The following is a 22,730-nucleotide window of genomic DNA, read 5'->3' on the forward strand; positions in this document are numbered from 1 at the left end:
TCACGCACTTCGGCGGCGCGATCTAGCCACGCGGCAGCGTACTCACCCTCAGAATGCCGCAGGAAACCTCACGGCGTGGGACCTCCGCGCCGGAGCACCTCCGGTCGGATCAGCAGCCACAGCGTCATGCCGGCGAGCCCCAATGAGGCCATCAAGATGACCGCGGTACGGGCGCCGAGCTGCTGCGCTACCTCGCCGAGCACGTAGGTACCTACCGGCAGTGCGCCGATCGCCATGCTCAGCAAGCCCATCGCACGGCCCCGCATCTCCTCCGACACGGTGGTGAGCACCAGGGTCGACTGCGTTGCAGCGAAGAGCCCGCTGCCGCAGCTTGCGACGTACAGCGTGATCACGGCGATCAGCACATTCGGCGACAGCGCCCACACAATGAGCATCGCCATCGCCACGAACACGCCTAGTGAGTAGGCGATCCCCCAGCGACCATCGCCCCACTTGGCGGTGACCAACGATCCGGTGATCATGCCGAAGCCGGTCATCGAGCCGATGATCCCGATCTGCGATGCCGTGGCGTTGACCTGGTCGCCGATGAGCTGGACGGCCGGGAAGTAGGCGAACATGAAGAAGTTCGCCATCACGGTGACACCCAGGATGCTGAGCAGACTGCGATTGGTCCGAGCCAGGCGCAAACCAGCCCGCAGCTCCGCGAGCGTCGAGGTGCGGTCTCGGCTGTGTTGCTGCGCCTCGCCGGCTCGGCCGTGTTGCTGCGCCTCGCCGGCTCGGCCGGGGGGCACAACCTCGAAGATCCGGTCCCGGAGCGCGTCGGACCATCGATCAGTCGCTGTGGTCACAGGCCGGGCCGGGGGCACGTGCGGTACCCACATGAGGAGCACCAAGCCGAGGCCCAGCATGGCGGCCACCCCCAGGAAGGCAGCCCCTACCCCAGCCCGGTCAGCAACTGCGCCACCCAGCAGCTGCCCCGCCGCTACGCCTGAGGCGAGCGCCATCGTCTCCCACGCCATTGCCTTGTGCAGCCGATGCGGCCCCACGATGTCGAGCACCAGAGCTCGACGGCTGGTCATGTCCACCACCCAGCCGATGCCCGCGAACAACAAGAACGGATACAGCAGCGCGATGCCCAGTTGCCCAGCCCGCTCGGCCAGCCCTACCACGGCCACGAACGGCACCAGAAGCGCTGTCTGCAATCGCACGGTGCGCCGCCGGTCGAAGCGATCCGAGATCACCCCGCCGATGGCCCCGCCGAGCAGCAGAGGCGCCCACATGATGGCCCCAGTCAGCTGCACCATCCGTGGCGAGCCGGTGATCTGGTTGACGTGATAGCTCGCAAGGAACGCGATCGCCCAGCGTCCCCAGTGCCAGCACAGCCCGCTGAACCACAGCGGGGCGAAGCCGCGGGCCGAGAATGCACCGCCGCCGCGGACCTCGGGCTCAAGGCGCGGCGCCTCAGCGGCCACCGCCCCCCTGCGCATCAGCGCGGCATCCTACGAGGGCGCGCTGGTCGGCGTATCTTCCTCTGACCGCTGACAGATCAGGCGGGAACCCCGGATGCCGGGGCGACGGTCACCGGCACGCCATTGACGGCGGCGTTGCCAGACGGAACGTCGACGAAATCGGGCGGGACGAGCACGTTGTAGTTGACACCGGCGTACCTGCTCGCCACTGATTGGCGGGTGCCCGGCTTGTCGTGCCCCCAGCCGTGGGGCAGCGACACGACGCCCGGGTACATCTGATCGCTGACTTCCACAGGCACCTCGACGGCACCGCTGGACGACGAGACCCGGGCCAGCTCTCCGTCGGTCACGCCTGCGTTCGCGGCATCGTCGGGATGGATGAGCAGCGTGCAGCGATCCTTGCCGCGCACCAAAACCTCGACGTTGTGCATCCACGAGTTGTTCGAGCGCACATGGCGCCGGCTGGTGAGTACCAGCGATGCGTCGGACCGTTCAAGGCTCGCCTCCAAGCGCTCGACATCGGAGGTGATGCGCCCAGGCGCCAGGTCGATCTTGCCGTCGGGGTTCACCACGATGTCGTCGACTTGGGGGACCATCGGACCCATGTCGAGCCCGTTCGGCAGCTCCTTGAGCTTGTCGAGGTTCAAGCCGTCGGGATTCTCGCCGTAGCGATCGCCCCACGGACCGGTGCGGATGGCCAGATCGTTCAGCCGCTCGGGCCCGGGTTCGGGCGATGCCTCCAGCGCCATCGCCGGGTCTACGCCCGCCAGCTCAGCGAGCGCCGAGAAGTAGAGGTCGTCGAACTCGGCCGCATTCACGTCTCCCATGCCGGCACACATTGCTCCGAGCCGGGTGAGGATCTCCCATTCGTCGGGTCGGTCGTCGGCAGGCGGGAACAGCGGGGGCGCATATTTCGCCGCAGAGCGCTTGGCCCAGCCCCACAGCATCTCGGAGTAGAAGTGCTGTTCCAGCGCGGCCAGGCCCGGCAAGACGACGTGGGCGTGGCGGGAGGTCTCGTTCAGCGCATTGTCCACGGAGATCATCGCCTCCAGCAGCGGCAGTGCCTTGTCGAGGCGCTCGGAATTGGGGGCCGACAGCACCGGGTTGCCGCCCACCACGATCAACCCTTTGAGCTGCCCCTCGCCGGGCGTGTCGATCTCCTCTGCGAGGCACCCCATCGGGAACTGGCCGAGCACCTCGGGAATGTCGCGAACCCTGCTCCGCCAGCGGTCGAACCCGCCCTCGAAGCCCCAGTCCTGCTGCAGCATCGACCACGCCACCGGCTTCGCCCACATCATCCCGCCGACCGCGTCCAGGTTGCCGGTGAGCGCGCAGATGACATCAGGCAGCCACGACGCCAGCGTGCCGAACTCCTGATTGCAGGTGCCGATGCGGGCGTACCACACAGCGCGCTCGGCGGCGGCGAACTCGCGCGCGAGGGTGCGGATCGCGCCGGCGTCGGCACCGCACGCGTCGGCCACCCGCTCCGGCGGGAACTCAGCAGCAATGGCCCGCACCTCGTCCACACCCTTGAGCCGATCAGCCAGGTGCCCCAGCTGCACGAGCCCTTCGTCGAACAGCACGTTCACCACGGCGAGCTGCAGCAGCGCATCGGTGCCCGGCCGCACCGGCAGCCACTGGTCGGCATGCGCGCAGGTCTCGCTGCGGCGCGGGTCGATCACCACCACCTTGCCTCGCTCGCGCACCAAGTCCAGCGCACCCGGAACGTCGGGGCAGCCCATGAAGCTGCCCTGGCTGGCGGACGGGTTGGCGCCCTGCACCACCATGAAGTCGGTGCGGTCGATGTCGGGCACCGGGATGCGCCACGAGTGCCCGTACATCAGCTGACACGCCACGTTCTTGGACCACGTGTCGACGGTGCCAGACGAATACACCGTGGGTATCCCGGCGAGCTGCAGGAACATGCCGGCATAGCGGCTGATGGAGTAGTTGAAGCCGGTGGCGTTGCCGAGGTAGGCGGTGATCGCCTCGACGCCGTACCTGTCGCGCACGCCGCCGAGCAGCTCGGCGCAGCGCTCCAAGGCGGCATCCCAGCTGGCCTCTGCCAGATCGCCAGCTGCGTCGCGGACCAGCGGCCTGCGTACTCGATCGGGATCGGCGTACATGTGCCCGAGCACGGTGCCCTTGGGGCAGATGTAGCCCTTCGACCAGACATCGTCGCGATTCGGCCTGATCAGCTTCACTTCGCCGTCGGCGTGATGCACCTCGAGCCCGCACATCGCCTCACACAATGAGCAGCTTCGGATATGAATCTGGCGATCGGTCATACGGGCCCTTTTCTCGCGGCGTGCCCGAGGTGCCCCGGGGTCTCCCGAGATTACGTCCCAAGCACGGGCAACCGCCCGCTCCCGCTGTTGACTGGCAAGCAGTCGGCGGTAGTTCTGGCGGAGGCGCTGATCGGGATTTTGCGCCTGCGGCTACTATCGAGGCGGTGACATCGACTGATCCGGCGCCTGTGCAGGCAGACGCCGGCGCCGAGCCGCAGCCCGTCCTGACAGATGTCTGGCAGGGAGACGACGGCGCCGGCTTCGACGCTGAGCGCAGCAACGTCAAGATCTGCCGCAACGCGCGCCACTTCACCTTCGACGGCTTTGCTGAAGGCGACGAGGACATCGCCACGTCGTGGCGGAAGCTGCTCGAACGCGAGGGCAAGTCATCCCCCGACGGCACCTCAGTGCGCGACCTGGTCCTCGGTCCCACATCGAGCGACTGAAGCCAGCGGCGTCCCGGGCTCCAACGGTGAGCGACCAGCCCCGCAACGAGACACCGGCGAGCGTTGCCGACCTCCAGGCACAGCTTCGCTCCGCCGGCTACCTCGCGAGCCGAGGCCTGGCCACCGCAACGCTCATCGGGATGCGGTTGGGCCGGCCGATCCTGCTCGAAGGCGAGGTCGGAGTCGGCAAGACCGAGATGGCCAAGTGCCTCGCGCAGATCGGCGGGCGGGAGCTGATCCGCCTGCAGTGCTACGAGGGCATCGACACCTACCAAGCGCTCTACGAGTGGGACTACGCGCGGCAGATGCTGCACGTCAGGGCGCTGTCGGAGAGCGAGCTGACCGACGCCGAGGCCGTCAGCGGGCTGTACGGCCCTGAATTCCTCATCGAGAGGCCGCTGCTGTCGGCGATCAAGGCCGGCATCAGTGCGGTGCTGCTGATCGACGAGGTCGATCGTGCCGACGACGAATTCGAGGCCTTCCTGCTAGAGCTGCTGTCGGACTTCCAGATCACGATTCCCGAGATCGGCACCGTCACCGCGGCCAGCCGGCCGATGGTGGTGCTGACCTCGAATCGCACCCGGGAACTGCACGACGCCCTCAAGCGCCGATGCCTCTACCACTGGATCGGTTACCCCAGCTTCGAGGAGGAAATCGAGATCGTGCGCTTGCGTGCGCCCGATGCCGTCGCGACCCTCGCCCACAAGGTGGTTGCCGCCGTTCAGCGCCTGCGTGACATGGATCTCGCCAAGCCGCCGGGTATCGCCGAGACGCTGGACTGGGTGGATGCGCTCGGCGTGCTGGGCACCGACGATCTCGATGCGGCGGCCGCAGCCGACACGATCGGCGCGGTCATCAAGGACCGCGACGACCTCGAACTGGTCGAAGCCGAACTCGACAGGGTTGTTGCCGATGCCTGACCGCGGCGCCGCTGATGCCTGACGTGGGCCGGGCCTTCGAAGCCGTGGCCAGCACGCCGCCAATGGAATTCGTAGCGAGACTCGTCGGCTTTGGCCATGCGTTGCGAGACGCAGGTCTGCCGGTGGGCTCCGACGACGTAGTCACGTTCTGCTCTGCGGTCTCGGAGCTCACACCGAGCGATCTCGAAGACGTCTACTGGAGCGGCCGCACGACGCTGGTCCATCGCCGGGACCACCTGCCGCTCTACGACGAGGTATTCCGCCAGTACTTCTTGGGACACCGGGCCCCGGCCGACCCCGAACCTTCCGAATCCGAACCGATCGCGCAGGGCCAGAGCGGCACGCTGAACGTGCCGGACAGCGAGCCCGGCACTCAAACGGGTGACGACCGGCCGATGGTGCTCGGGCGTCAGGCCTCCGGGGTCGAGATCCAGCGCGACAAGCGCTTCGCCGAGTGCACGCCCACCGAGCTGGCTGCGCTGCGGCGCATCATGGCGCAGGTTCGACTCGAACCGCCCCGCCGTCGCACCCGGCGGCGTCGCACCGACCCGTCGGGGGCACGCCTCGACATCCGACGCATAGCCCGCGACGCCATGCGTCTCAGCCACGCCGCCCCGGTCCTGCATCGCGTGACGCGAGCCGAGCGGGCTCGCCCGCTCGTGCTGATCCTCGACATATCGGGGTCGATGGCCGACTACTCCCGGAACCTGCTGCAGTTCGCATACTCGATGCGCAGGGCGGCCCAGAAGGTGGAGGTGTTCTGCTTCGGCACCCGGTTGACGCGCATCACCCCAGCGCTCGACCGACGCAACCCCGACGACGCGATGAAGCTGGCGGCTGCCCGCGTTCTGGACTGGGACGGAGGCACCCGGATCGGAGCATCGCTGGACAGCTTCATCCGCAGGTGGGGCCGCAAGGGGCTCAGCCGTGGCGCCACCGTCGTCATCTGCTCCGACGGGCTGGATCGGGGCGAGCCTGCCGCCCTGGCGAGCGCAATGGAACGCCTGAGCCGGCTCTGCCACCGGATCATCTGGATGAACCCGCTGGTCGGCGACCACTCGGACACCCCGCCCAGCACACTGGGCATGATGGCCGCCGGCCCGTTCATCGACACGCTTGAATCGGGCCACGACTTGGCGAGCCTGGAACAGTTCGCCGCCAAGCTGGCCCACGTCGGGTGATCCTGGGGTGCTGATGAGCCGCGAACGATGAGCCGATGGAGCGTTTCCATCCAGGCCGAAGGCGACCGCCCCATCGAACTGGATGAGGTAGTCGCGCTGGCCGATGCTGTCGCACCGCTCGAAGGCATCGCATCCGGCGTCGGTGCGATGGCCTACGGCGCCCAGATCGTTGTGGAGGCTGAGAGCTCCGACCAAGCCGTCGAAGCGGCCATGGCAGCGTTCGCTGCTGCCGTCGAGACAGCAGACCTCCCCGCCTGGCCGATGACCCGAGCCGAAGTGATCGGCGAGGACGAGTTGGAGTTCGACGAATGACGCGGCCCCAATGATTCGGCCCCAATGATCCGGCTCGGCTCGCTTGCCGGTTACCCCTTCGAGGGGCCACGAGTGCTCGGCGGCTGGACGCCGACGACGGGTGCAGCCGTGTTCGCGGTCCTGTACCGGGCCGACCCCGACGGCAAGCCGTACGACTATGCCGTGCTCGACGTCGACCACGCGGACAACCTGGCAGCGGCTGGGCTGCCGTTCGGCCACCCCCGCGCCAAGTGCTGGGAACGGCGCGCCGGCAACAAGTGGAACCTCCACATCTGCACCTACGAGGTACCGGGCGGGCTGCGCTCACATCGCGAGCAGATCGTCCAGGAGCTCGTCGCCATCTACCGGCCCGGCTGCGCGCCCGACCAGTTCGACCGGGTGTGGGAGGACGAATGGATCGGCAGCTACCGGGCCCCCACTGCGGGCCCGCTCACGACCACGCGAGACCCCAGCGGTTCGACCGGACCAACCTCTGAGTCAGGCTCGAGCTGATTGCTGACGGCTATTCGGGGTGATAGCCGACTGCGTCGTGAAGCCGGCTGCGGCGCGTGCCCATCGCGGGCCGGGCCGGCGACGGCTCGCGCGGCTCTGGATCAGGCTCGTAGGTGGCGCCGGTCACGATGCCTTCGGCCATGCCGTACAGCAGTGGCAGAGCGCCGGCGATGACGCCGGCCGTGTTGTTGATGCGTTCGACGCCCGGCTCGACGGCCTCAGCGTCGGACTTGATCTTCCACACGATCTGCGAGCACTCCTCGAGCAGGCCGGCGATCCGGGTGAGCTGGCTGCCCACCACGAACAGGTAGAACGCGAGCCCGGCAATGAACAGGCCGATCAGGATGACGGAGAGAACTACGAGTGTCGTCATGAGCGCACCTTGTCGAGTACTCGGCCGAGGAACAGGTGGTGTTCGAGGCCTTCGGTCAGCACCGCGTCGACCCCGTCGGCTGTCTCGGCGATCAGGGCGGTATCAGACGTATTGGCAGCGGCTCGCTCGAGCGTGCCTTTGATGGTCTCCACCCGGCGCTCGATCGTGCGCACCAGAAGCACCAGCATGGTGAGCAGCACCACCACGGCCACGATCACCACGAAACCGCCGATGATGACCCCCCACCAGAGGTTCTCTTGGGTGTCGGTGAGAGCCAGCAGGTTCATGTCAGCCTCCTAACCGGTTCCGGCCACGCTTGAGGCCGTCGACGATCACCGTTGCCGCTGCGATCGTGGTGTTCAGTTCCCCGAGCGCCGCCGTGTTGGTGACGGCGTCCTCCAGCCCGTCGTTGATCTCGGTGGCCCGATTGCCGATCGAGCGGGCCAGCATCAGGATCGGCACGACGAGGGCGACCACCGCGATCACCACGACGATGCCGATGACGTAGCCGATGACCCATCCGGTGGTGGATCCGGCGTCCGAACTCTGGGCGAGTAACTGCAGCATGGCGGTGCCTCCCTCAGATCGATTCGCAGAAGTCGTGGACGGGCATGAGCGTCGAATTGACCGACGGCAGCACCGTGGGCACCGTCGAGGTCTGTTCGGCGATGACGCGAACACCGCCGGCTACTTGGGTGAGCGTGCGGTGCACCGCCACCAAGTGCAGCACCACCCGCAGCAGGCCCACCGCGGCCGCCAGGATGATCAAGCCGCCGATGATGACAGTGACCCAGGCAACAACAGGCATCACGTCCCCTTTCAGCCCAGGAGCTTCCCGACCGAACCGGCGTAGCGGACAGCACCGTCCGCCACTTCTTCGATCGTCTCGTCAGTAGTTGCGAGCAAGTCCTGCGTGGGGTCGAGCTCACCGATGATCCCCACGCCGCCAGCCAGGATGTCGTCGCTGGCCTTGCGAATGCGCTCGATCGCGGCGAGCACCCGGTTCAGCAGCGCAAGCGCGACCGGCACGACCACCAGGAGCAGTATCAGGTTTCCTATCCACCAGAGCACGAGCGCCTCCTCACACGGCCTCGGGTCGGTACGGAAGGGCAAGCCGGCGCACGACGCGGGCGAGGCCCATGCCCGCGGCACGCAGACCGATGGCGAGGCCACCGGCGGCTTGAACCTGTTCGACTTGGTCTGGATCGCGGCCCTCTGCCATCGCGGCGAGCCGGTTCTGGACGTTGGCGGCGAAGTCGTTCAGCAGTACAGCGGTGATGTCGCTCACCAGGCCGCGCCCGTACTGTGCTGCGGGCCCGGAGAGCTGTAGGTCCATGGCCACCTCCACGCTCGTGCCGCCCGCAGCGTCAGCGAGGCTGGCGTTGAGTTCGAGCGTGGCTTGGCCCCGGCCCTTGCGATCGGCGCCGCTGGCAGCGACAGAGATCGTCCGGTTCTCCTCGTCCCGCTGCGTGATCTCGGCACCGCCGTCGAAGTCGAGCTTGATGGGGCCGAGACCGATGGACACGGTGCCGCCGTAGCGGTCGTCGCCCAGCTCGGTGGTCAGCTCGGTGCCCGGCAGGCATGCCGCCACCTGCGGCACGTCGCCGAAGAAGCTCCACACAGCCTCCAGCGGCTGCGCGACCTGGAACTGGTTGGTGATCTGCATCAAGCGACTCCCCGCTCACGTGCGAAGGTTGTGCGGCACCCCGCACAGCAGAAGTAGAAGACCTCGTCGCCGATCTCCAGCGACGGCGTCGCCGGATCGATCTGGACGGTCATGCCGCAGACAGGGTCGACGGCCGCCGGCATCGCCGACGCTTGGGCGCTGGCTGTCGCTGCGAACACACCCTGGGCACGGAGCTGCACCAGCTCGGCCAGGATCGACACGGCAACCTCTTTGTGCGAGGTGCTGCCGAGATCCAGGCCGGCAGGAGCCCTGAGTGCGCCGAGCTGGGTCTCTTCCACGCCTTGATCGGCAAGCAGGGCCCGGACGCTGCGGCCTCGTCGAGCCGATGAGACCAGGCCCACGTACGCCGGATCGGCCTTGAACGCAGCGGTCAGCACGTCCTCATCGCCGTGCCCTTGGGTGGCAACCACCACCATCGACTGCGGCGTGAGCAGCCCTTCGCTGAACTCGGCGCGGTCGATCAGCTCGACACGCCAGTCGAGCTGGGCGGCCAGAACCGACAGGGTGGTCGCCATGGGCGAGCTTCCGACGATCACGAGGTGGGGTGCGGCCACGACGGGCTCCAAGTAGATCTGCAGGGCGCCTTCGCTCTGGCACGACATGGGCACCGCAGTGGTGCCCTGGGGCAGGTCGCCGAATCGGTCGCTCGCGCCGAGCGCCAGCAAGCGCGGCGTGCCCGCCTCGAGCGTCGCGATGGCCTCCCGGACGAACACCGGCTCGGCGCACGCGCCGCCGATCCATCCGTACATCTCGCCTGCGGCCGTGTAGATGGCGCGAGAACCGCGCTGCCCCGATGTCGGACCCTCGCGCCAGACAACCGTGGCCAGCACGAATGCCTCACCGCTGCGAGCGAGCTCGGTGGCGCGCTCGAGCACACCCCAGCCCTCGACCGCCCCTTGTCCGACCGGTTCGGACCCGACGAGTCCGGAGCTGCTCATGGCTCGGTGCGCACCGGCGGAGCGCCGGAGACGTCGTGGCCCTGCGTGATGGCCTCATGGACCCGATCAGGCAGCAGCGGCATGTCGATATTGCGCACGCCGGTGTCGCCGATGGCATCGATCACCGCATTGACGAACGCCGCCGGACCGCCGACGGTGGCGCACTCGCCGATGCCCTTCGCACCGATGGGATGGTGGGGGCACGGCGTCACCACTTCGTGGAGTTCGAAGCCCGGTGTCTCCCATGCGGTCGGCAGCAGGTAGTCCATGTAGTTGGAGCCGATGCAATTGCCGTCCTCGTCGAAGGTGATGAACTGCATGTTGGCCATGGCGTAGGCCTCGGTGAGCCCGCCCATGATCTGGCCCTCGACGATCATCGGGTTGATGCGCACGCCGCAGTCGTCCACCGCCACCACCCGCAGCACGTCCCACACCCCGGTCTCGGGATCGACCTCGACGGTCGCGATGTAGCAAGCGAACGGCCACGTCAGGTTCGGCGGGTCGTAGTAGGCGTTGTTCTCCAGGCCCGGCTCCATTCCGTCGGGCATGTTGCTGTAGGCGGCGATCGCGCATTCCTGGATGGTCACGCCCCGGTCAGGTGCGCCACGCACCGAGAACCTGCCGAGTTCCCATTCGATGTCCTCTTCGGACACCTCGAGCAGGTGCGCGGCGATCTTGCGGGCCTTGGCCCGGATCTTGCGCGACACCATGGCCACCGCCGCCCCGGCCACGGGGGTGCTGCGTGACGCGTACGTACCCATACCGAATGGGGCCGTGTCGGTATCGCCCTCTTCGACCAGGACATCCTCGGCCGGTATGCCCAGCTCGTGGGCGACGATCTGCGCCCAGGTGGTCTCGTGGCCTTGGCCCTGTGTCTTGGCGCCGGTGCGCAGCAGCGCCTTGCCGGTCATGTGGACCTTCAGCTCGGCGGAGTCGAACATCTTGATGCCCAAGATGTCGTACTCCCGGCTGTTGCCCGCCCCGAGGGGCTCGGTCATGGTCGAGATGCCGATGCCCAGCAGCCGGCCCCGCTGGCGCGCCTCCTCCTTCTGGCGCAGGAAGTCCTCGTAGCCGATCGCTTCGAGCCCGAGGTCGAGGCACTTGCCGTACTGGCCGGAATCGGTGAGGAACCCCCAGGGCGTGCGATGGGGGAAGTCGTCGTCGCGCACCAGGTTGATGCGGCGGAACTCGGCCTGGTCCATGCCCAGGTCGGCGGCGGCCGCCTGCACCATGCGCTCCTGGAAGTACATGGCCTCGGTGACCCGGAATGAGCAGCGATACGCGACGCCGCCGGGTGCCTTGTTGGTGTAGACGCCTTGGGCTGTGAGATGCGCGGCGGGAATGTCGTAACAGCTGAAGGCCGAGTGCATCAGGCCGATCTTGAACTTGCTCGGCTGGGCATCGGAGAAGAAGGCGCCGTGGTCGGAGTCGGTGTGCATGCGCACGCCGAGAATGCGGCCGTCGTTGCGCAGCGCCATCTCGCCCTTGAGGTAGATGTCGCGGCCGAACCCCGTCGAGATGAGGTTGCCGCTCTTGTCCTCGATCCACTTGACGGGGCACTCGAGCAGGATCGACGCCAGGATCGACACGACATAGCCCGGGTACACCGGCACCTTGTTCCCGAATCCGCCGCCGAGGTCGGGGGACACGATGCGGATCATGTGCTCGGGCAGCTCGGCTACCAAGGCCACCGCGGCGCGGATGATGTGCGGCGCCTGGGTGGTCATGTACACGGTGAGCTTCGAGGTCGCCCGGTTGAAATCGGCGATCGAGCCGCACGCCTCGATGGGCGACGGGTGCGAGCGCGGGTAGTGCATGTCGATGGTCGAGACCACATCGGCCTGCGCGAAGGCCCGGTCGGTGCCCTCACGGTCGCCGACCTCCCAGTCGAAGACAACGTTGGAGTCTTGGCCGGTCTTGTCGTCGCGGATCAGCGGCGCGCCGGGTGCCGTTGCCTGGATCGGGTTGACGATGGGCGGCAGCGGCTCGTAGTCGACCACGATCGCCTCGCAGCCGTCCTTTGCGATGTAGGGGTCGTCGGCGACGACGCAGGCCACTTCCTGGCCCTGGAACCGGACCTTGTCGGTGGCGAGGACGGCTTGGGTGTCGTATGACAGCGTCGGCATCCAGGCCAGGTTCCGGGCGGCCAGCATGTCGCCGGTGAGCACCATGCGAACGCCGGGAATGGCCCAGGCAGCACTGACGTCAATGGAGCGGATGCGGGCGTGAGCCAGCGGGCTGCGCAGGATCTCCATGTGCAGCATCCCGGGCAGGGCGATGTCGTCGATGTAGTTGCCCTTGCCGCGGATGAAGCGGTTGTCCTCCACCCTGCGCCGGCTGGCGCCGAGGCCGCCGATCTTGATCTCGTCGAGCGCCATCTCAGCCCTCCCCGCCTGCGTCATCGCCGGCATCGTCCGCACCGTCGCTCTCAACGTTGGCGCCTAGCTTCTCGGCCGCCCACATCACGGCCTTGACGATGTTCTGGTAGCCCGTGCAGCGGCAGAGATTCCCCGACAGCGCCCAGCGGATCTCGTCCTCGCTGGGGTTCGGGTTCTCTTCCAGCAACGCCTTCGCGGCGAGCATCATGCCCGGGGTGCAGAAACCGCACTGCAGGCCGTGCTCGTCCTTGAAGCCCTCCTGGATCGGATGCAGCTCGCTCGCCGTCGCCAGGCCTTCGACGGTGAGCACCTCGTGGCCGTCGGCCTGGACGGCGAACATCGTGCAGCTCTTGACGGGCACACCGTCGTACAGCACGGTGCATGCGCCGCAGTTGGTCGTGTCGCAACCGGTGTGAGTCCCCGTCAGCCGGAAGCCGTTGCGCAGCAGGTGCGCCAGCAACAGCCGCGGCTCCACGTCGGCCGCACGCCGCTCGCCGTTGACGGTCAGCTCCACACGGCGAACCGGCACTGCGTCACCGGCGCCGCCGTCGCTCGGACGGACCTCTTCGAACAATGTGCTCATGTCAGGCCGCCTCTTGTTCTGATCGCTGGATCTGAGCGCCGATGCGCCGCACGAAGGTGGCGACGACGTGGCGCTTGTAATCGGCGCTTCCCCGGTGGTCAGAGCGTGGCTGAGCCGCCTCGGCCGCGAGCTGGGCTGCCGCGTCGACGGCATCCGAATCGAGCGCCGTGCCGACCAGCGCCGCTGCGGCGTCGGAGGCGTTGATGGTCGCAGGCCCGACAGCGGTGAGCCCAATGCCCGCACGCGCAACGCTGCCGCCCGACATCTCCACCGAGACCGCGACGCCGACGGTGGCGAAGTCACCGACCCGACGTTCGAGCTTGAGATAGCCACCCGCCCGGGCGCCGCGTGCTGCGGGAATCACTGCCTCGACGGCGATCTCGTCGGGAGCGAGCACCGTCTGGAACGGGCCGTCGATGAGATCGGCCACCTGAATGCTCCGGCGCCCATTCGGGCCTTGAGCCACGATGGCGCCTTCCAGCGACACCATGACCGAGGCCCAGTCGCCTTGCGGGTCGGCGTGACACACCGAGCCCACGAGCGTCCCCCGTGTGCGCACCAACGGGTCGGCCACGACGGGGGCCGCCGCAGCGATGGTCGGTTGGGCATCGGCGAGCGCAGCGGATTTCTCGAGATCAGCGTGCCGGCACAGCGCCCCGATGCGATAGGTGCCGTCGGGATCGGACCGGTGGTAGTCGAGGCCGCCGATGCCGTTGATGTCCACGATCATCGCGGGCGCCGCGAATCGCAGCTTCATCATCGGAATGAGGCTCTGGCCGCCCGCCAGGATCTTGGCCTCGCCGTCTGCGGCGGCGAGCATCGCGACTGCCTCGGCGACGGTCGAGGGCGCTTCGTAGCGGAAGCGAGATGGATACATGCGTCAGCCCCCTGTCGACGGCCCGCCGGGACCTTGCGGATCCGGCACAGCTCGCGGCATCGCGTCGGCGTCGGGATCAGGCCGTCGCCCCTGGTGTGGCGGCCATGGCCCCTGAACTGGCTGACCAGCGACTTTGAGATAGTCGATGAGCTGCGGCCAGGCCCAGATCGTCGGGCTGGCGCCTTCCTTGGGCGCACCCTCGATGACCTCGTACATCCTCGGGTTGCCGGCGCTATGGCCTGATGACTCGATCGGCATGGATACCCCTTCCCCCGGAGATCCGGCCGTGTCTCTGCGGCACAGCGAACTTACCACTGCCCGTCGCGGTACTCCGAACGAGCTCACTCGTCGCGCCGGTACATGCGACCGCTATGGCATCGGTGCCTTTGGCGGCGATACTCACGGGCATGGTGCTCGGCTTCAGCGGTTCGCTTGTGGCAGCCAGCTTCAACTCCGGCTGGTACCAGGCTGTGCTCGTCGTTCACTTGGTGAGTGCGGTGGTGGGATTCGGCGGCAGCGCGTTGGGCACCGTCGTGCTGAGACGGGCATGGGCTGATGGTCCTGACGCTGCTGCTGCTGTGCGGCGGGCGTTGGAGTTGGCGTCGAACCGGCTGACGGATATGGCTGCGTACCTCGCCGGCGTCGCCGGCGTGGTGGCGGTGCTCATCGATGACCGCTGGACGTTCCGGCAAGGCTGGGTGACGACTGCGTTCATCCTGTACTTCGTCTGGTTAGGCATCGCCCACGGCGGGCTGCGGCCGACCAGCGCCAAGCTGACCGAGGCCATGGACACGGGTGCCGGGCTTTCCGGTGAAGCTCAGCGCTTGCGCCGACGCACCGAGCTCTGGTCGATGGCGAGCAACCTGGTCATCGTGGCCGCCATAGCCGTGATGGTCACCAAGCCGGGCCTGTAGATCCTGGGGATCGCGCAGCCCGAGCAGGGGAGGCGTCAGGCGGCGATCTGCGATTCGCACCGGGCGCGCCAGCTCTCCGGCACGCGGTCGCAGAAGCCCCGGCGGCCCGACGGCTCGGTGTACACGTCGCCGGCGCGGTCGATGATCGTCCACCAGCACGCCCCGGCTTCGTCGGCGTCGCTCAGCAGCGAGCACATCACGATCGCCTCGTCGGAACCTGAGGTCTCCCAGAAGCGGTCCTGCGCGGCGCCGGAGAGGCATTCCACGCGATCTGCCCCGGCGGGCGCATGGCCGCAGAGCTCGACGGCCGCCGCGGGATCGCCGCGGGTCAGGTTCCCGACGTCGCGGCCGTACGATGAGAAGCACAGTTCCTTGGACCTGTCGCCGAGCGTGGCACACACAGCAGCAACGGCAGACATGTCGCCGTCGAAGACCCGCCACATGTGGGTGGTCTGGTAGTAGTAGCAGTCGGCCCGGTACCGCTCGCCGACCACATCGCAGGGGTAGTGGGGGTCGTCGTCGAGCAGGTACTCGGTGGTGTGCCCCATCAGGCCCGAGAGCCCTCCCACCACGTTCTCCATGAACACGCCCGAATAGCACGACGGTGCGTCGTCTTCGTGCACTTGGTCGCAGAGCCCCAGCGCCTCGTGGATCTCATACGACGTCCACGCCATCAGGCCGTGCCCCACGCCGTGGAAGCACTGGTGGCGCACGAACTTGTTCTCCGCGAGCCCGCAGAGGGCGTTGGTGTCCTCGGCGAGCCGTGCTGTGCCGCGATCGGCGAACATGGCCTCGGTCGCACCGTGAAGTGCCCCCGACTGGCAGTCGTGACCGGCGATGGAGAAAGCGATCGGCCCGAAGATCTCATAGGCGAGCCGGCCGACATCGTGGGCTGTGTCGTGGCAATAGCGTCCGGTGCGCTGCTCGGCTTCCGTGAGCGCTGCTGCGGTGCCCGCCGGTCCGAAGCGCTCCACGAACTCCGCGAGCATGACGGTGTCGTCGAACAGCGCTTCGCCGTCGACTTCAGCCGGGAACGGCGGGAACTCCGGCACCGTCATGTCGGCAAGCAGCGGCGCAACGCCGGCGCCGGTGTCCGTGGCACCGGTCGCGACCACGGTGCCGGTCTGGGACGCGTCGATGTGGTTGTGGTAGCGCCACCAGCCGTTCTCGGTGAACGTGAACGACCAGCTCTCCCCAGGCGGGATCGCCTCGAGCGGGTCGAACTCGGGCAGGATCTCGTGCGTGGGATGGATGTTCGACGCCGGCCACACCGGCACCGCCGACTCGTTCACGAACCTCACTGTGTCGCCGGTCGTGATCTCCACACGCTCCGGCGCGAACGCGCCGTCGTCGCCGTAGACCACCGTCCACACCCGGCTCGACGGCCCGCCGGCGGCGACCGGCGCGGCACCGCCTTCCGCAGTACCGGCGCCCGTGACAGCGTCGGCGCCGGTGGCAGCATCGGCGTTCGTCCTCGCGGGCGCTGCTGCGGGCACCGAACCCGGCGCCGACGCTGTGTCCGGCGACGGAATGCTGTAGACGTGCGCATGAGGATGGCTGTGGGTCACCCCGTCAGCATGGCGGTGAGCATGGCTGTGGCTGTAGGCGATGTCGAGCGATTCGGGCGACGCCACGAGGTCCGTCGCCGCATCGTCATCGGCACGGGTCCCCCACCACAAGATCGCAGCCACGCCGCCGACAACCGCTGCGGCGAACAGCCCGTACGCGAGCCAGCCCGCCGCCGCATTCCTGCCCTGCCGTGCGGTGGGCTGGTCATTCTGCGGTTCGGGCCGAGGCCGCCGCCCGATGCCGAGGCGTCCGAAGCCGGAGCGCCTCACGCATCCGCCTTCCCATGGCAGGCCTGACGGCGCCTGGCGATGTCGATGGTGTCGCAGAACTCCCGCAGTCCTGGCTCGTCGGGGAAGATGTGCGGTGCGTCTCGCAGCAGCATCTCCCAGCAGCTGTCCGCGACGAACTCACCGTCGGCCCTGTCGGCCAGCGTGCAGAGCTGCGCTGAGAACGGTGCATTGGCCGGCTCGGTGAAGCGGCTCAGCGCCGCGCCCTGGAAGCACCAGGCGATCCGTTCCTCGGTCGCTGCGAGGCGGCAGTCGGCGGCGGCCACGGCCGGGTCGTCGCGGTGTATCGAGCCCAGGTCGCGCCCGGTGGACATGTAGCACGCCTGCGTCGAGTTCCATGCGGCCTCGCCGCAGACCTCCATGACGGCATCGGTGCTCCAGCCGAAATAGAACAGATTGCTCGACTGCCAGAAGTAGCAGCCCGGCCAGTACTGCTCAGCGAGCACGTTGCAGGGGAAATGCGGGTCTGTCGTGCTGATGTACTCGGTCGTATGGCCCATGCGGCCCGACACGCCGCCGATCCCGTTCTCCATGTACACCCCGCCGTAGCAGGAGTCGCGGTTCTGCGCCGTGGGCAGGAGGTCGCAGAGCCCGAGCGCTTCGGGCAGTTCGTACGACGTCCACGCCATCAGGCCGTGGCCCACGCCGTGCAGGCACTGATGCACGAGAAACGGGTTGGGGCCGGCGCACACAGCCGACACGTCCTGGGCGAGCCTCGCCGTGCCGCGCTGCGCGAACATCAATTCGATCGTGCCGTGGAGCGCTCCCGCATGACAGTCGTGGCCGACAGTCGCGAAGGCCGCCGCTCCGAAATGCTCCCAGGCGATGTGCCCCACCTCATGCGCCGTGTCGTGGCAATCGCGCCCGGTCGCCAGTTCGACCTCCTTGAGCGCCACAACCGTCGCCGTCGGCCCGTGGGCCAGGACGAAGCGCTCCAGTTCTGCCCGGTCGTCCATCAGCGTTTCGCCGTCGACGTCTGCGGGCACTGGCGCGAATGCCGGCACGTCGACTGCCAGCAGCAGCGGTGCAGTGCCGGTGTCGGCGGCATCGGCGGCTCCCGCAGGGGCACGCTCGTCGGCAGGCGGAGCAGCGGCGTCGGGCGCTGTCCGCGGCGCTGCCGGCGCCTCAGCACGCGCGACCGTGCCGCTCGCCGCGGAGTCCACGGCATCTGCGCCGGCGAGTGCTTGCAGTGCAGCGTCGATCTCGGGGTGCCGATGAGTGTGAAGGGGCTCGGCCAGCAACGCGGTGAGGCTCTCAGCAGACGCCTGGCCCTCGAGGGCTGCGCCTGCGCCGGCCAGCGGAGCGCTGGTCGTCGACTCGCCGCCCGAGGCGCTGCACGCCGACACCAGCAGCAGCATCGCGGCGGCCCACCGCAAGTGTCGTGCCACTACAGCAGGCCCAGTGCCGCAGGCCCCCAGTTGCGGACGGTCACGGGCACCGCCGCTGCACGCGGCGCGTTGATCACGTCGCAGTCGAGCACGCCCCATAGCGCCCATTGCGAGCCGGTGTAGAGATAGATCTTGCAGTCGCCCGAACTGCCTGCACCAGTGATCGAGAAGTAGACGGCGCCGATGCGAGCGGTGTCAGCCGGCGGATCAGCAGCGCCGATGCGAACGTCCTTGTGCATCTCTGCTCGATCCGAGGCCGGCGTGGCGACGGCAGAGAACGTGCGGCGCGCGCGTTGCGCTGGGATCGACAGCGCAACGACAGCCGAGCCGCTCGAGCCGAAGCTGATCGAGGTGGACATGGCGGGCGGACCGGGCAGGCCGGGCGGGCCGGGCGGGCCGAACGGGCCGGGCGGACCGGGCGGACCGGGCGGACCGGGCGGACCTTGCTGAGAGCCGGTCGGGCCGGGAGGGCCCTTGGGGCCGAGAGGGCCAGGCGGGCCGGGAGGGCCCGAATCGCCCGTCGGACCCTGCAAGCCGGGAGGACCGCTCGGGCCAGGGGGCGCAGTGACGCCGGGAGGACCCGCGGGACCGGGAGGACCGGGTGGGCCGCTGCCGGACGGACCCGTAGGGCCGGGCGGGCCGTTGGGACCGGGCGGGCCTGGGGGGCCTTGTTGAGCGGCCGGCGGGCCAGTCGGGCCGGGTGGACCTTCTGGACCGGGCGGACCGGGCGCGCCGACGCCGCCGGAACCCTGCGAGCCGGGTGGACCTTGTGGACCGGGAGGACCAGGCGGGCCGTTGCCGGACGGACCGGGAGGACCAGGCGGACCGGGCACACCGCTGCCGGCCGGGCCGGGCGGACCGGGAGGACCTGCCTGGGCACCCGCTGGACCGGCGTCGCCCACCTGTCCCTGCGGACCTCGCGGGCCGGGGGGGCCTGCACCGCCGCCCGTGCCGGACGGGCCGGGCGGGCCGGGCGGACCAGGCGCGCCGAAGCCATCCGGGCCTCGCGCACCGGGGGGGCCAGGCGGACCGGGCGTGCCGACGCCATCCGGGCCGGGCGGACCGGGCGTGCCGGGCTCGCCCGGGTTACCAGGCGAGCCGGACGCTCCTGGAGCACCTGGCAGGCCGCGTGGCCCTCGTGGGCCGTCAGGCCCGGGATAGCCCGGGTCGCCTCGATCGCCTTCTGGCCCCTGATCGCCCGGCGGGCCGGACGGGCCTGGCGGGCCTGGCGGGCCTGCAGCGTCATCTTGGCCAGTCTGCGCTGTCGCGATGCCGACAGCGCCGTAGAACCACACTCCGCTTGCGAGCAGCGCCAGCACTGCTGCCGACGCGATCATCCCCACAGGCCGCCGGCGCAGGCGGGCGAGCCTCAGTCGGCGCATGCGAACGATGCCCGCGGCACCCAAGCCCCGTCGCTGTGCTCATAGAGCTTGCACACGGTGCCTTGGCGGGAGATGTACACCATGCCTTCAGCGAAGCTGCCCGTCGAGGGCGGCGGACCTTCGCCGAAGTGGATTTCCAGCGCGTCGTCCGAAGGGCGCTGATTCACCCATTGCGGCGCCGACCAACTGTCGCTCTGACCAGTACCGTCACTTGTGCCCTGCGGGCCGGGGGGGCCGGGTGGACCAGTCAAGCCAGGCGGGCCGGTCGGACCGGGCGGACCGGGCGGACCGGGACCGCCGAGGCTGCCGCCTGGGCCGGGCAGACCGGGCGGACCGGGCGGACCGGTCGGACCGGTATCGCCCTTGGGACCCGACGGACCGGGCGGTCCGCCCGTCGAGGCACCCGGAGGACCCGGAGGACCGGTCGGACCAGGAGGACCGGAACTGCCCGAACCCTGCGGACCCGGAGGACCCGGAGGACCGGTCGGACCAGGAGGACCGGAACTGCCCGAACCCTGCGGACCCGGAGGACCCGGAGGACCGGTCGGACCAGGAGGACCTTGTGTCGAAGCGGTACCCGGAGGACCGGTCGGACCAGGAGGACCGGCCGGACCAGGAGGACCGGAACTGCCCGAACCCTGCGGACCCGGAGGACCGGGCGGACCGGTGCTGCCCGAACCCTGCGGACCCGGAGGACCGGTCGGACCAGGAGGACCTTGCGGACCGGTGTCGCCCTTCACACCCCGGGGACCCGGAGGTCCTTGGGTGCCGTCGCCTCCGCCGCCGCCCGAACCAGGAGGACCGGGGGGACCGGGCGGCCCTGACCCCGAGAAACCGCGAGGGCCGCGAGGACCCGGCGGGCCGGGAGGGCCTGTGTCGTCTGAACCCGCTGGACCCGGCGGGCCTGCTGCGCCGATGACGCCCTGCTCTCCCTGCGGGCCCGCCGGTCCCGCCTCGCCGGTCTGCCCGCGGGCGCCGCGCGAACCAGGCGGGCCGGTCAGTCCGTTCGGACCGGGCGGACCGGGCGGGCCGACCTCGCCCTTGGGACCCGGCGGACCCGGCGGTCCTGGCACCACAGATGAGTCTGAACTGCCCGACACGCCGGCACTGTCGGAAGCGTCAGCGTCCTGCTGCGAGGTCGAAGGCCCTGACTCTTCGGCAGAACCCGACATGTCAGTTTGGCCGTCGTCACTGCCCGACACGCCGGCACTGTCGGAAGCGTCAGCGTCCTGCTGCGAGGTCGAAGGCCCTGACTCTTCGGCAGAACCCGACATGTCAGTTTGGCCGTCGTCGCGAGCGGCACCCCTGTCGGTGTCGGCCCGGCTGGCTGACACCGACAGGGGTGCCGTCGTTGCATCAGTGTCAGCGGCTGGAGTTGTCGTAGTCGCAGGAGCCTCGTCGGCCAGCGACGAGGCCGGGGGCAGCCCAGTGTCAGTTGTTTCCTCGCTGTCGCCGCATCCTGACAGGACGGCGAGCAACGCCAGCGCACCGCCGAGGATCCAGACGCGTCTGCGCAGACACGTCACCGACCCCCCCCCCCCCCCGCAGTTCGGAGTTCGGAATGTGTCCGCCGTCGTATCTCATGAATGCCAACACCCCAACGTCTTGGCTCCGCTTTTCGGCGCGCCATTGCGGCCGATAGGTGCAATCGGCCCACATTATGGCATCTGGTCCCGCCGATGAGATGCACATCGTCGGCACCGCTGCGGCGTAGCGTCGGCGTGCATGACCGAGCAGCGGCAGCACCGGGTGTGCGTGATTCCGGGCGACGACGCGGCGCCCGAAGCGATGGCTGCGTCGCTGCGCGTGCTGGATGCGCTGGACCTGCCTATCGACTGGGACCACGTGCCGGTGGGCGACGAGCTCGCGGCGCTCACGCCCGACGAGCGGGAAGCGCTGGTCGGCGAGCGCATCGATGCCGCCGACACGGTGCTTTTCGGATCGTCGAATGGCACAACGCCGGGGGCGTTTCACATGCGCTGGGGCAAGCGCACCTACGCCAACGTGCGACCGGTGCGGTGGCGGCCGGGTTACGCCTCGCCGCTGGCCCGGCCCGAGGGGATCGACTACGTGATCGTCCGGGAGAACCTCGAGGACATGTATGTCGGCGTCATGGGCCCGGCGCAACGGCTGCTCGATGCGGGACTGACCGAGGGCCGTTCTCGCGTCCCGCCCGATGCCGCCAACGGGCGCTTCGCGGCGAAGATCATCACCCGGCTCGGCACCGAACAGGTCACCCGCTTCGCCGCCGAGCTGGCCTTGAGCCGAGGCGGCAAGCTGACCGTCTCGGCCAAGACCAACATGCTGCCCGCCACCGATCGCTGGTTCTGCGACATCGCACGGGAGGTGGCCCAGGAGTACCCCGGCCTGGAATACGAGCAGTTCATCATCGACGACATGGCGCACCGCCTGGTGGTGCGGCCCCACGAACTCGATGTGCTGCTGCTGCCGAACCTGTACGGCGACATCCTGTCCGACCAGGGCGCCGGCACGATCGGCGGCATGGGCCTGGCGCCGTCGGGCTGCTACGGCGACGACTGGGCGTACTTCGAATCGGCCCACGGCACGGCACCCGACATCGCCGGCCAAGGCATCATCAACCCGACCGCCACGCTGGAATCGGCCGAGATGATGCTGCGCTACCTGGGGCTGGGCGCTCCGGCTGACCGCCTCGACCGAGCCTTGGCGACCGTGTACGAAGCAGGCGGGCACCTGACCCCCGACCAAGGCGGCACCGGCAGCACCGAAGGCTTCGCCACCGCCGTCATCGACAATCTGTCAAGCCACTAATCGGCAATCTGCAACTGCCCTCGTCACTGCTCCAGCTTTCCCATCTCGCACTCGTGCTGGCGACGATAGGAGGTGCTGGCACCATATATGGCATGCGGAAGACGACCGTCTGCCTGCCCGATGAGATCAAGTCCGGCGTCGAGCGCGAAGCCCGGCTCCGGTTCTGCTCGGAGGCCGAGTTCATCCGGCAGGCCATCGCACAGGCTGTGGCACGTCCGGCACCACGCGCTGGCATCATCGCGGGCGACAGCGCGTGGGCTCGTGGGGTCGATGATCTCCTCGCTGGCTTCGGCGAGTGAGCGTCATCGCCGACACCAGCGCCTTGATCGCGTTCTGCAGCGAATCGGGAGACGAGCACGACGACGTCACAGCGTGGCTCGCCGCCCGCTACCGAACCGACACCATCCTCACGCTGGAAGGGCGGTATTTCGGCGCGCTGCGTTCACTCACCGGCGAGCCGTTTGTCGTCGCACCGCACTCGCCCTGATTTGGGTT

General features: G+C 68.9%; 26 protein-coding genes. 9 read left to right on the forward strand and 17 right to left on the reverse strand.

Going from position 1 to position 22,730, the window contains the following annotated elements:
• Positions 1–68: 68 nt before the first annotated feature.
• Together ACOQPE_RS02135 and ACOQPE_RS02140 are read right to left on the reverse strand one after the other, a co-directional pair.
• Positions 69–1,448 (reverse strand): MFS transporter, encoded by a 1,380-nt coding sequence (locus tag ACOQPE_RS02135; protein ID WP_420610280.1) that lies wholly within the window; start codon positions 1,446–1,448, stop codon positions 69–71.
• 59 nt (positions 1,449–1,507) lie between these two features.
• On the reverse strand, positions 1,508–3,718 hold the full coding sequence (locus ACOQPE_RS02140; protein ID WP_420610281.1) for a molybdopterin-dependent oxidoreductase: 2,211 nt from the start codon (positions 3,716–3,718) through the stop codon (positions 1,508–1,510).
• A 164-nt stretch (positions 3,719–3,882) separates the two neighbouring features.
• On the opposite strand from ACOQPE_RS02140, the gene ACOQPE_RS02145 reads away from it, so the two are divergent.
• The 5 genes from ACOQPE_RS02145 to ACOQPE_RS02165 are packed head-to-tail and all read left to right on the forward strand — an operon-like array spanning position 3,883 to position 7,069.
• Positions 3,883–4,164 (forward strand): hypothetical protein, encoded by a 282-nt coding sequence (locus ACOQPE_RS02145; protein WP_420610282.1) that lies wholly within the window; start codon positions 3,883–3,885, stop codon positions 4,162–4,164.
• Positions 4,165–4,190: 26 nt separating this feature from the next.
• Positions 4,191–5,084 carry an AAA family ATPase gene (locus ACOQPE_RS02150; RefSeq protein WP_420610283.1) on the forward strand — a complete coding sequence of 298 codons (894 nt, stop codon included), beginning with the start codon at positions 4,191–4,193 and terminating at the stop codon, positions 5,082–5,084.
• A 14-nt stretch (positions 5,085–5,098) separates the two neighbouring features.
• Positions 5,099–6,265, forward strand: coding sequence for a vWA domain-containing protein (locus tag ACOQPE_RS02155; RefSeq protein WP_420610284.1), 1,167 nt, complete (start codon positions 5,099–5,101; stop codon positions 6,263–6,265).
• Positions 6,266–6,292: 27 nt separating this feature from the next.
• Entirely contained in the window at positions 6,293–6,577 is a 285-nt protein-coding gene (locus tag ACOQPE_RS02160) for a hypothetical protein (protein WP_420610285.1), read from the forward strand.
• A 24-nt stretch (positions 6,578–6,601) separates the two neighbouring features.
• The gene (locus tag ACOQPE_RS02165; protein ID WP_420610286.1) at positions 6,602–7,069 is read left to right on the forward strand and encodes a hypothetical protein; all 468 of its coding nucleotides are present in this window, start codon (positions 6,602–6,604) and stop codon (positions 7,067–7,069) included.
• Between the two features lie 10 nt (positions 7,070–7,079).
• Here ACOQPE_RS02165 and ACOQPE_RS02170 read toward each other — a convergent pair whose 3' ends face one another.
• Genes ACOQPE_RS02170 through ACOQPE_RS02220 form a run of 11 tightly spaced genes read right to left on the reverse strand, consistent with a single transcriptional unit; the run spans position 7,080 to position 14,163 of the window.
• Complete coding sequence (locus tag ACOQPE_RS02170) at positions 7,080–7,442, reverse strand: hypothetical protein (RefSeq protein WP_420610287.1); 363 nt, start codon at positions 7,440–7,442, stop codon at positions 7,080–7,082.
• A complete protein-coding gene (locus tag ACOQPE_RS02175) occupies positions 7,439–7,729 on the reverse strand; it encodes a hypothetical protein (protein ID WP_323672530.1) in 291 nt (96 codons plus the stop codon). Before ACOQPE_RS02175 ends, ACOQPE_RS02170 begins: the two co-directional genes overlap by 4 nt.
• Before the next feature lies 1 nt (position 7,730).
• Positions 7,731–8,009, reverse strand: coding sequence for a hypothetical protein (locus ACOQPE_RS02180; protein ID WP_420610288.1), 279 nt, complete (start codon positions 8,007–8,009; stop codon positions 7,731–7,733).
• Between the two features lie 13 nt (positions 8,010–8,022).
• On the reverse strand, positions 8,023–8,250 hold the full coding sequence (locus tag ACOQPE_RS02185; RefSeq protein WP_419855468.1) for a hypothetical protein: 228 nt from the start codon (positions 8,248–8,250) through the stop codon (positions 8,023–8,025).
• 11 nt (positions 8,251–8,261) lie between these two features.
• Positions 8,262–8,513, reverse strand: a complete 252-nt coding sequence (locus ACOQPE_RS02190) for a hypothetical protein (RefSeq protein ID WP_420610289.1) — start codon at positions 8,511–8,513, stop codon at positions 8,262–8,264.
• A gap of 10 nt (positions 8,514–8,523) precedes the next feature.
• A complete protein-coding gene (locus tag ACOQPE_RS02195) occupies positions 8,524–9,108 on the reverse strand; it encodes an SRPBCC family protein (RefSeq protein WP_420610290.1) in 585 nt (194 codons plus the stop codon).
• On the reverse strand, positions 9,108–10,067 hold the full coding sequence (locus tag ACOQPE_RS02200) for an XdhC family protein (protein WP_420610291.1): 960 nt from the start codon (positions 10,065–10,067) through the stop codon (positions 9,108–9,110). The genes ACOQPE_RS02195 and ACOQPE_RS02200 overlap by 1 nt, the downstream gene beginning before the upstream one ends.
• The gene (locus ACOQPE_RS02205) at positions 10,064–12,445 is read right to left on the reverse strand and encodes an aerobic carbon-monoxide dehydrogenase large subunit (RefSeq protein WP_420611340.1); all 2,382 of its coding nucleotides are present in this window, start codon (positions 12,443–12,445) and stop codon (positions 10,064–10,066) included. The genes ACOQPE_RS02200 and ACOQPE_RS02205 overlap by 4 nt, the downstream gene beginning before the upstream one ends.
• Position 12,446: 1 nt before the next feature.
• Positions 12,447–13,028: a (2Fe-2S)-binding protein gene (locus ACOQPE_RS02210; protein ID WP_419916531.1), complete on the reverse strand. Its 582-nt coding sequence runs from the start codon at positions 13,026–13,028 to the stop codon at positions 12,447–12,449.
• 1 nt (position 13,029) lies between these two features.
• Positions 13,030–13,905 carry an FAD binding domain-containing protein gene (locus tag ACOQPE_RS02215; RefSeq protein ID WP_420610292.1) on the reverse strand — a complete coding sequence of 292 codons (876 nt, stop codon included), beginning with the start codon at positions 13,903–13,905 and terminating at the stop codon, positions 13,030–13,032.
• Between the two features lie 3 nt (positions 13,906–13,908).
• Positions 13,909–14,163, reverse strand: a complete 255-nt coding sequence (locus ACOQPE_RS02220) for a hypothetical protein (protein ID WP_420610293.1) — start codon at positions 14,161–14,163, stop codon at positions 13,909–13,911.
• A 113-nt stretch (positions 14,164–14,276) separates the two neighbouring features.
• Here ACOQPE_RS02220 and ACOQPE_RS02225 point away from each other — a divergent pair, with 113 nt between their 5' ends.
• Entirely contained in the window at positions 14,277–14,819 is a 543-nt protein-coding gene (locus tag ACOQPE_RS02225; RefSeq protein ID WP_420610294.1) for a DUF2269 family protein, read from the forward strand.
• A 35-nt stretch (positions 14,820–14,854) separates the two neighbouring features.
• On the opposite strand, the gene ACOQPE_RS02230 is transcribed toward ACOQPE_RS02225, so the two are convergent.
• The 4 genes from ACOQPE_RS02230 to ACOQPE_RS02245 form a co-directional block, all read right to left on the reverse strand.
• The gene (locus ACOQPE_RS02230) at positions 14,855–16,657 is read right to left on the reverse strand and encodes a cupredoxin domain-containing protein (protein ID WP_420610295.1); all 1,803 of its coding nucleotides are present in this window, start codon (positions 16,655–16,657) and stop codon (positions 14,855–14,857) included.
• Positions 16,654–18,051: a hypothetical protein gene (locus tag ACOQPE_RS02235; RefSeq protein ID WP_420610296.1), complete on the reverse strand. Its 1,398-nt coding sequence runs from the start codon at positions 18,049–18,051 to the stop codon at positions 16,654–16,656. The genes ACOQPE_RS02230 and ACOQPE_RS02235 overlap by 4 nt, the downstream gene beginning before the upstream one ends.
• A gap of 11 nt (positions 18,052–18,062) precedes the next feature.
• Positions 18,063–18,422: a hypothetical protein gene (locus tag ACOQPE_RS02240; RefSeq protein ID WP_420610297.1), complete on the reverse strand. Its 360-nt coding sequence runs from the start codon at positions 18,420–18,422 to the stop codon at positions 18,063–18,065.
• Between the two features lie 1,010 nt (positions 18,423–19,432).
• Positions 19,433–19,612, reverse strand: a complete 180-nt coding sequence (locus ACOQPE_RS02245; RefSeq protein ID WP_420610298.1) for a hypothetical protein — start codon at positions 19,610–19,612, stop codon at positions 19,433–19,435.
• 1,558 nt (positions 19,613–21,170) lie between these two features.
• Between ACOQPE_RS02245 and ACOQPE_RS02250 the strand changes: the two genes are divergently transcribed.
• The 3 genes from ACOQPE_RS02250 (at position 21,171) to ACOQPE_RS02260 (ending at position 22,722) form a co-directional block, all read left to right on the forward strand.
• Positions 21,171–22,235 carry an isocitrate/isopropylmalate dehydrogenase family protein gene (locus ACOQPE_RS02250; protein WP_420610299.1) on the forward strand — a complete coding sequence of 355 codons (1,065 nt, stop codon included), beginning with the start codon at positions 21,171–21,173 and terminating at the stop codon, positions 22,233–22,235.
• A 92-nt stretch (positions 22,236–22,327) separates the two neighbouring features.
• A complete protein-coding gene (locus ACOQPE_RS02255; RefSeq protein WP_420610300.1) occupies positions 22,328–22,534 on the forward strand; it encodes a CopG family transcriptional regulator in 207 nt (68 codons plus the stop codon).
• Positions 22,531–22,722, forward strand: a complete 192-nt coding sequence (locus ACOQPE_RS02260; RefSeq protein ID WP_420610301.1) for a hypothetical protein — start codon at positions 22,531–22,533, stop codon at positions 22,720–22,722. The genes ACOQPE_RS02255 and ACOQPE_RS02260 overlap by 4 nt, the downstream gene beginning before the upstream one ends.
• Positions 22,723–22,730: the final 8 nt, after the last annotated feature.

Source organism: Candidatus Poriferisodalis sp. (genome assembly GCF_965219595.1).
Taxonomy (GTDB): domain Bacteria; phylum Actinomycetota; class Acidimicrobiia; order Acidimicrobiales; family Poriferisodalaceae; genus Poriferisodalis.

Coding starts and splice junctions, on each gene's coding strand:
- ACOQPE_RS02180 (WP_420610288.1), bottom strand. CDS start 8,009: ATGCTGCAGTTACTCGCCCAGAGTTCGGACGCCGGATCCACCACCGGA.
- ACOQPE_RS02210 (WP_419916531.1), bottom strand. CDS start 13,028: ATGAGCACATTGTTCGAAGAGGTCCGTCCGAGCGACGGCGGCGCCGGT.
- ACOQPE_RS02185 (WP_419855468.1), bottom strand. CDS start 8,250: ATGCCTGTTGTTGCCTGGGTCACTGTCATCATCGGCGGCTTGATCATC.
- ACOQPE_RS02250 (WP_420610299.1), top strand. CDS start 21,171: ATGACCGAGCAGCGGCAGCACCGGGTGTGCGTGATTCCGGGCGACGAC.
- ACOQPE_RS02225 (WP_420610294.1), top strand. CDS start 14,277: ATGGCATCGGTGCCTTTGGCGGCGATACTCACGGGCATGGTGCTCGGC.
- ACOQPE_RS02255 (WP_420610300.1), top strand. CDS start 22,328: ATGCGGAAGACGACCGTCTGCCTGCCCGATGAGATCAAGTCCGGCGTC.
- ACOQPE_RS02170 (WP_420610287.1), bottom strand. CDS start 7,442: ATGACGACACTCGTAGTTCTCTCCGTCATCCTGATCGGCCTGTTCATT.
- ACOQPE_RS02240 (WP_420610297.1), bottom strand. CDS start 18,422: ATGTCCACCTCGATCAGCTTCGGCTCGAGCGGCTCGGCTGTCGTTGCG.
- ACOQPE_RS02200 (WP_420610291.1), bottom strand. CDS start 10,067: ATGAGCAGCTCCGGACTCGTCGGGTCCGAACCGGTCGGACAAGGGGCG.
- ACOQPE_RS02220 (WP_420610293.1), bottom strand. CDS start 14,163: ATGCCGATCGAGTCATCAGGCCATAGCGCCGGCAACCCGAGGATGTAC.
- ACOQPE_RS02175 (WP_323672530.1), bottom strand. CDS start 7,729: ATGAACCTGCTGGCTCTCACCGACACCCAAGAGAACCTCTGGTGGGGG.
- ACOQPE_RS02205 (WP_420611340.1), bottom strand. CDS start 12,445: ATGGCGCTCGACGAGATCAAGATCGGCGGCCTCGGCGCCAGCCGGCGC.
- ACOQPE_RS02195 (WP_420610290.1), bottom strand. CDS start 9,108: ATGCAGATCACCAACCAGTTCCAGGTCGCGCAGCCGCTGGAGGCTGTG.
- ACOQPE_RS02155 (WP_420610284.1), top strand. CDS start 5,099: ATGCCTGACGTGGGCCGGGCCTTCGAAGCCGTGGCCAGCACGCCGCCA.
- ACOQPE_RS02165 (WP_420610286.1), top strand. CDS start 6,602: ATGATCCGGCTCGGCTCGCTTGCCGGTTACCCCTTCGAGGGGCCACGA.
- ACOQPE_RS02215 (WP_420610292.1), bottom strand. CDS start 13,905: ATGTATCCATCTCGCTTCCGCTACGAAGCGCCCTCGACCGTCGCCGAG.
- ACOQPE_RS02160 (WP_420610285.1), top strand. CDS start 6,293: ATGAGCCGATGGAGCGTTTCCATCCAGGCCGAAGGCGACCGCCCCATC.
- ACOQPE_RS02140 (WP_420610281.1), bottom strand. CDS start 3,718: ATGACCGATCGCCAGATTCATATCCGAAGCTGCTCATTGTGTGAGGCG.
- ACOQPE_RS02135 (WP_420610280.1), bottom strand. CDS start 1,448: ATGCGCAGGGGGGCGGTGGCCGCTGAGGCGCCGCGCCTTGAGCCCGAG.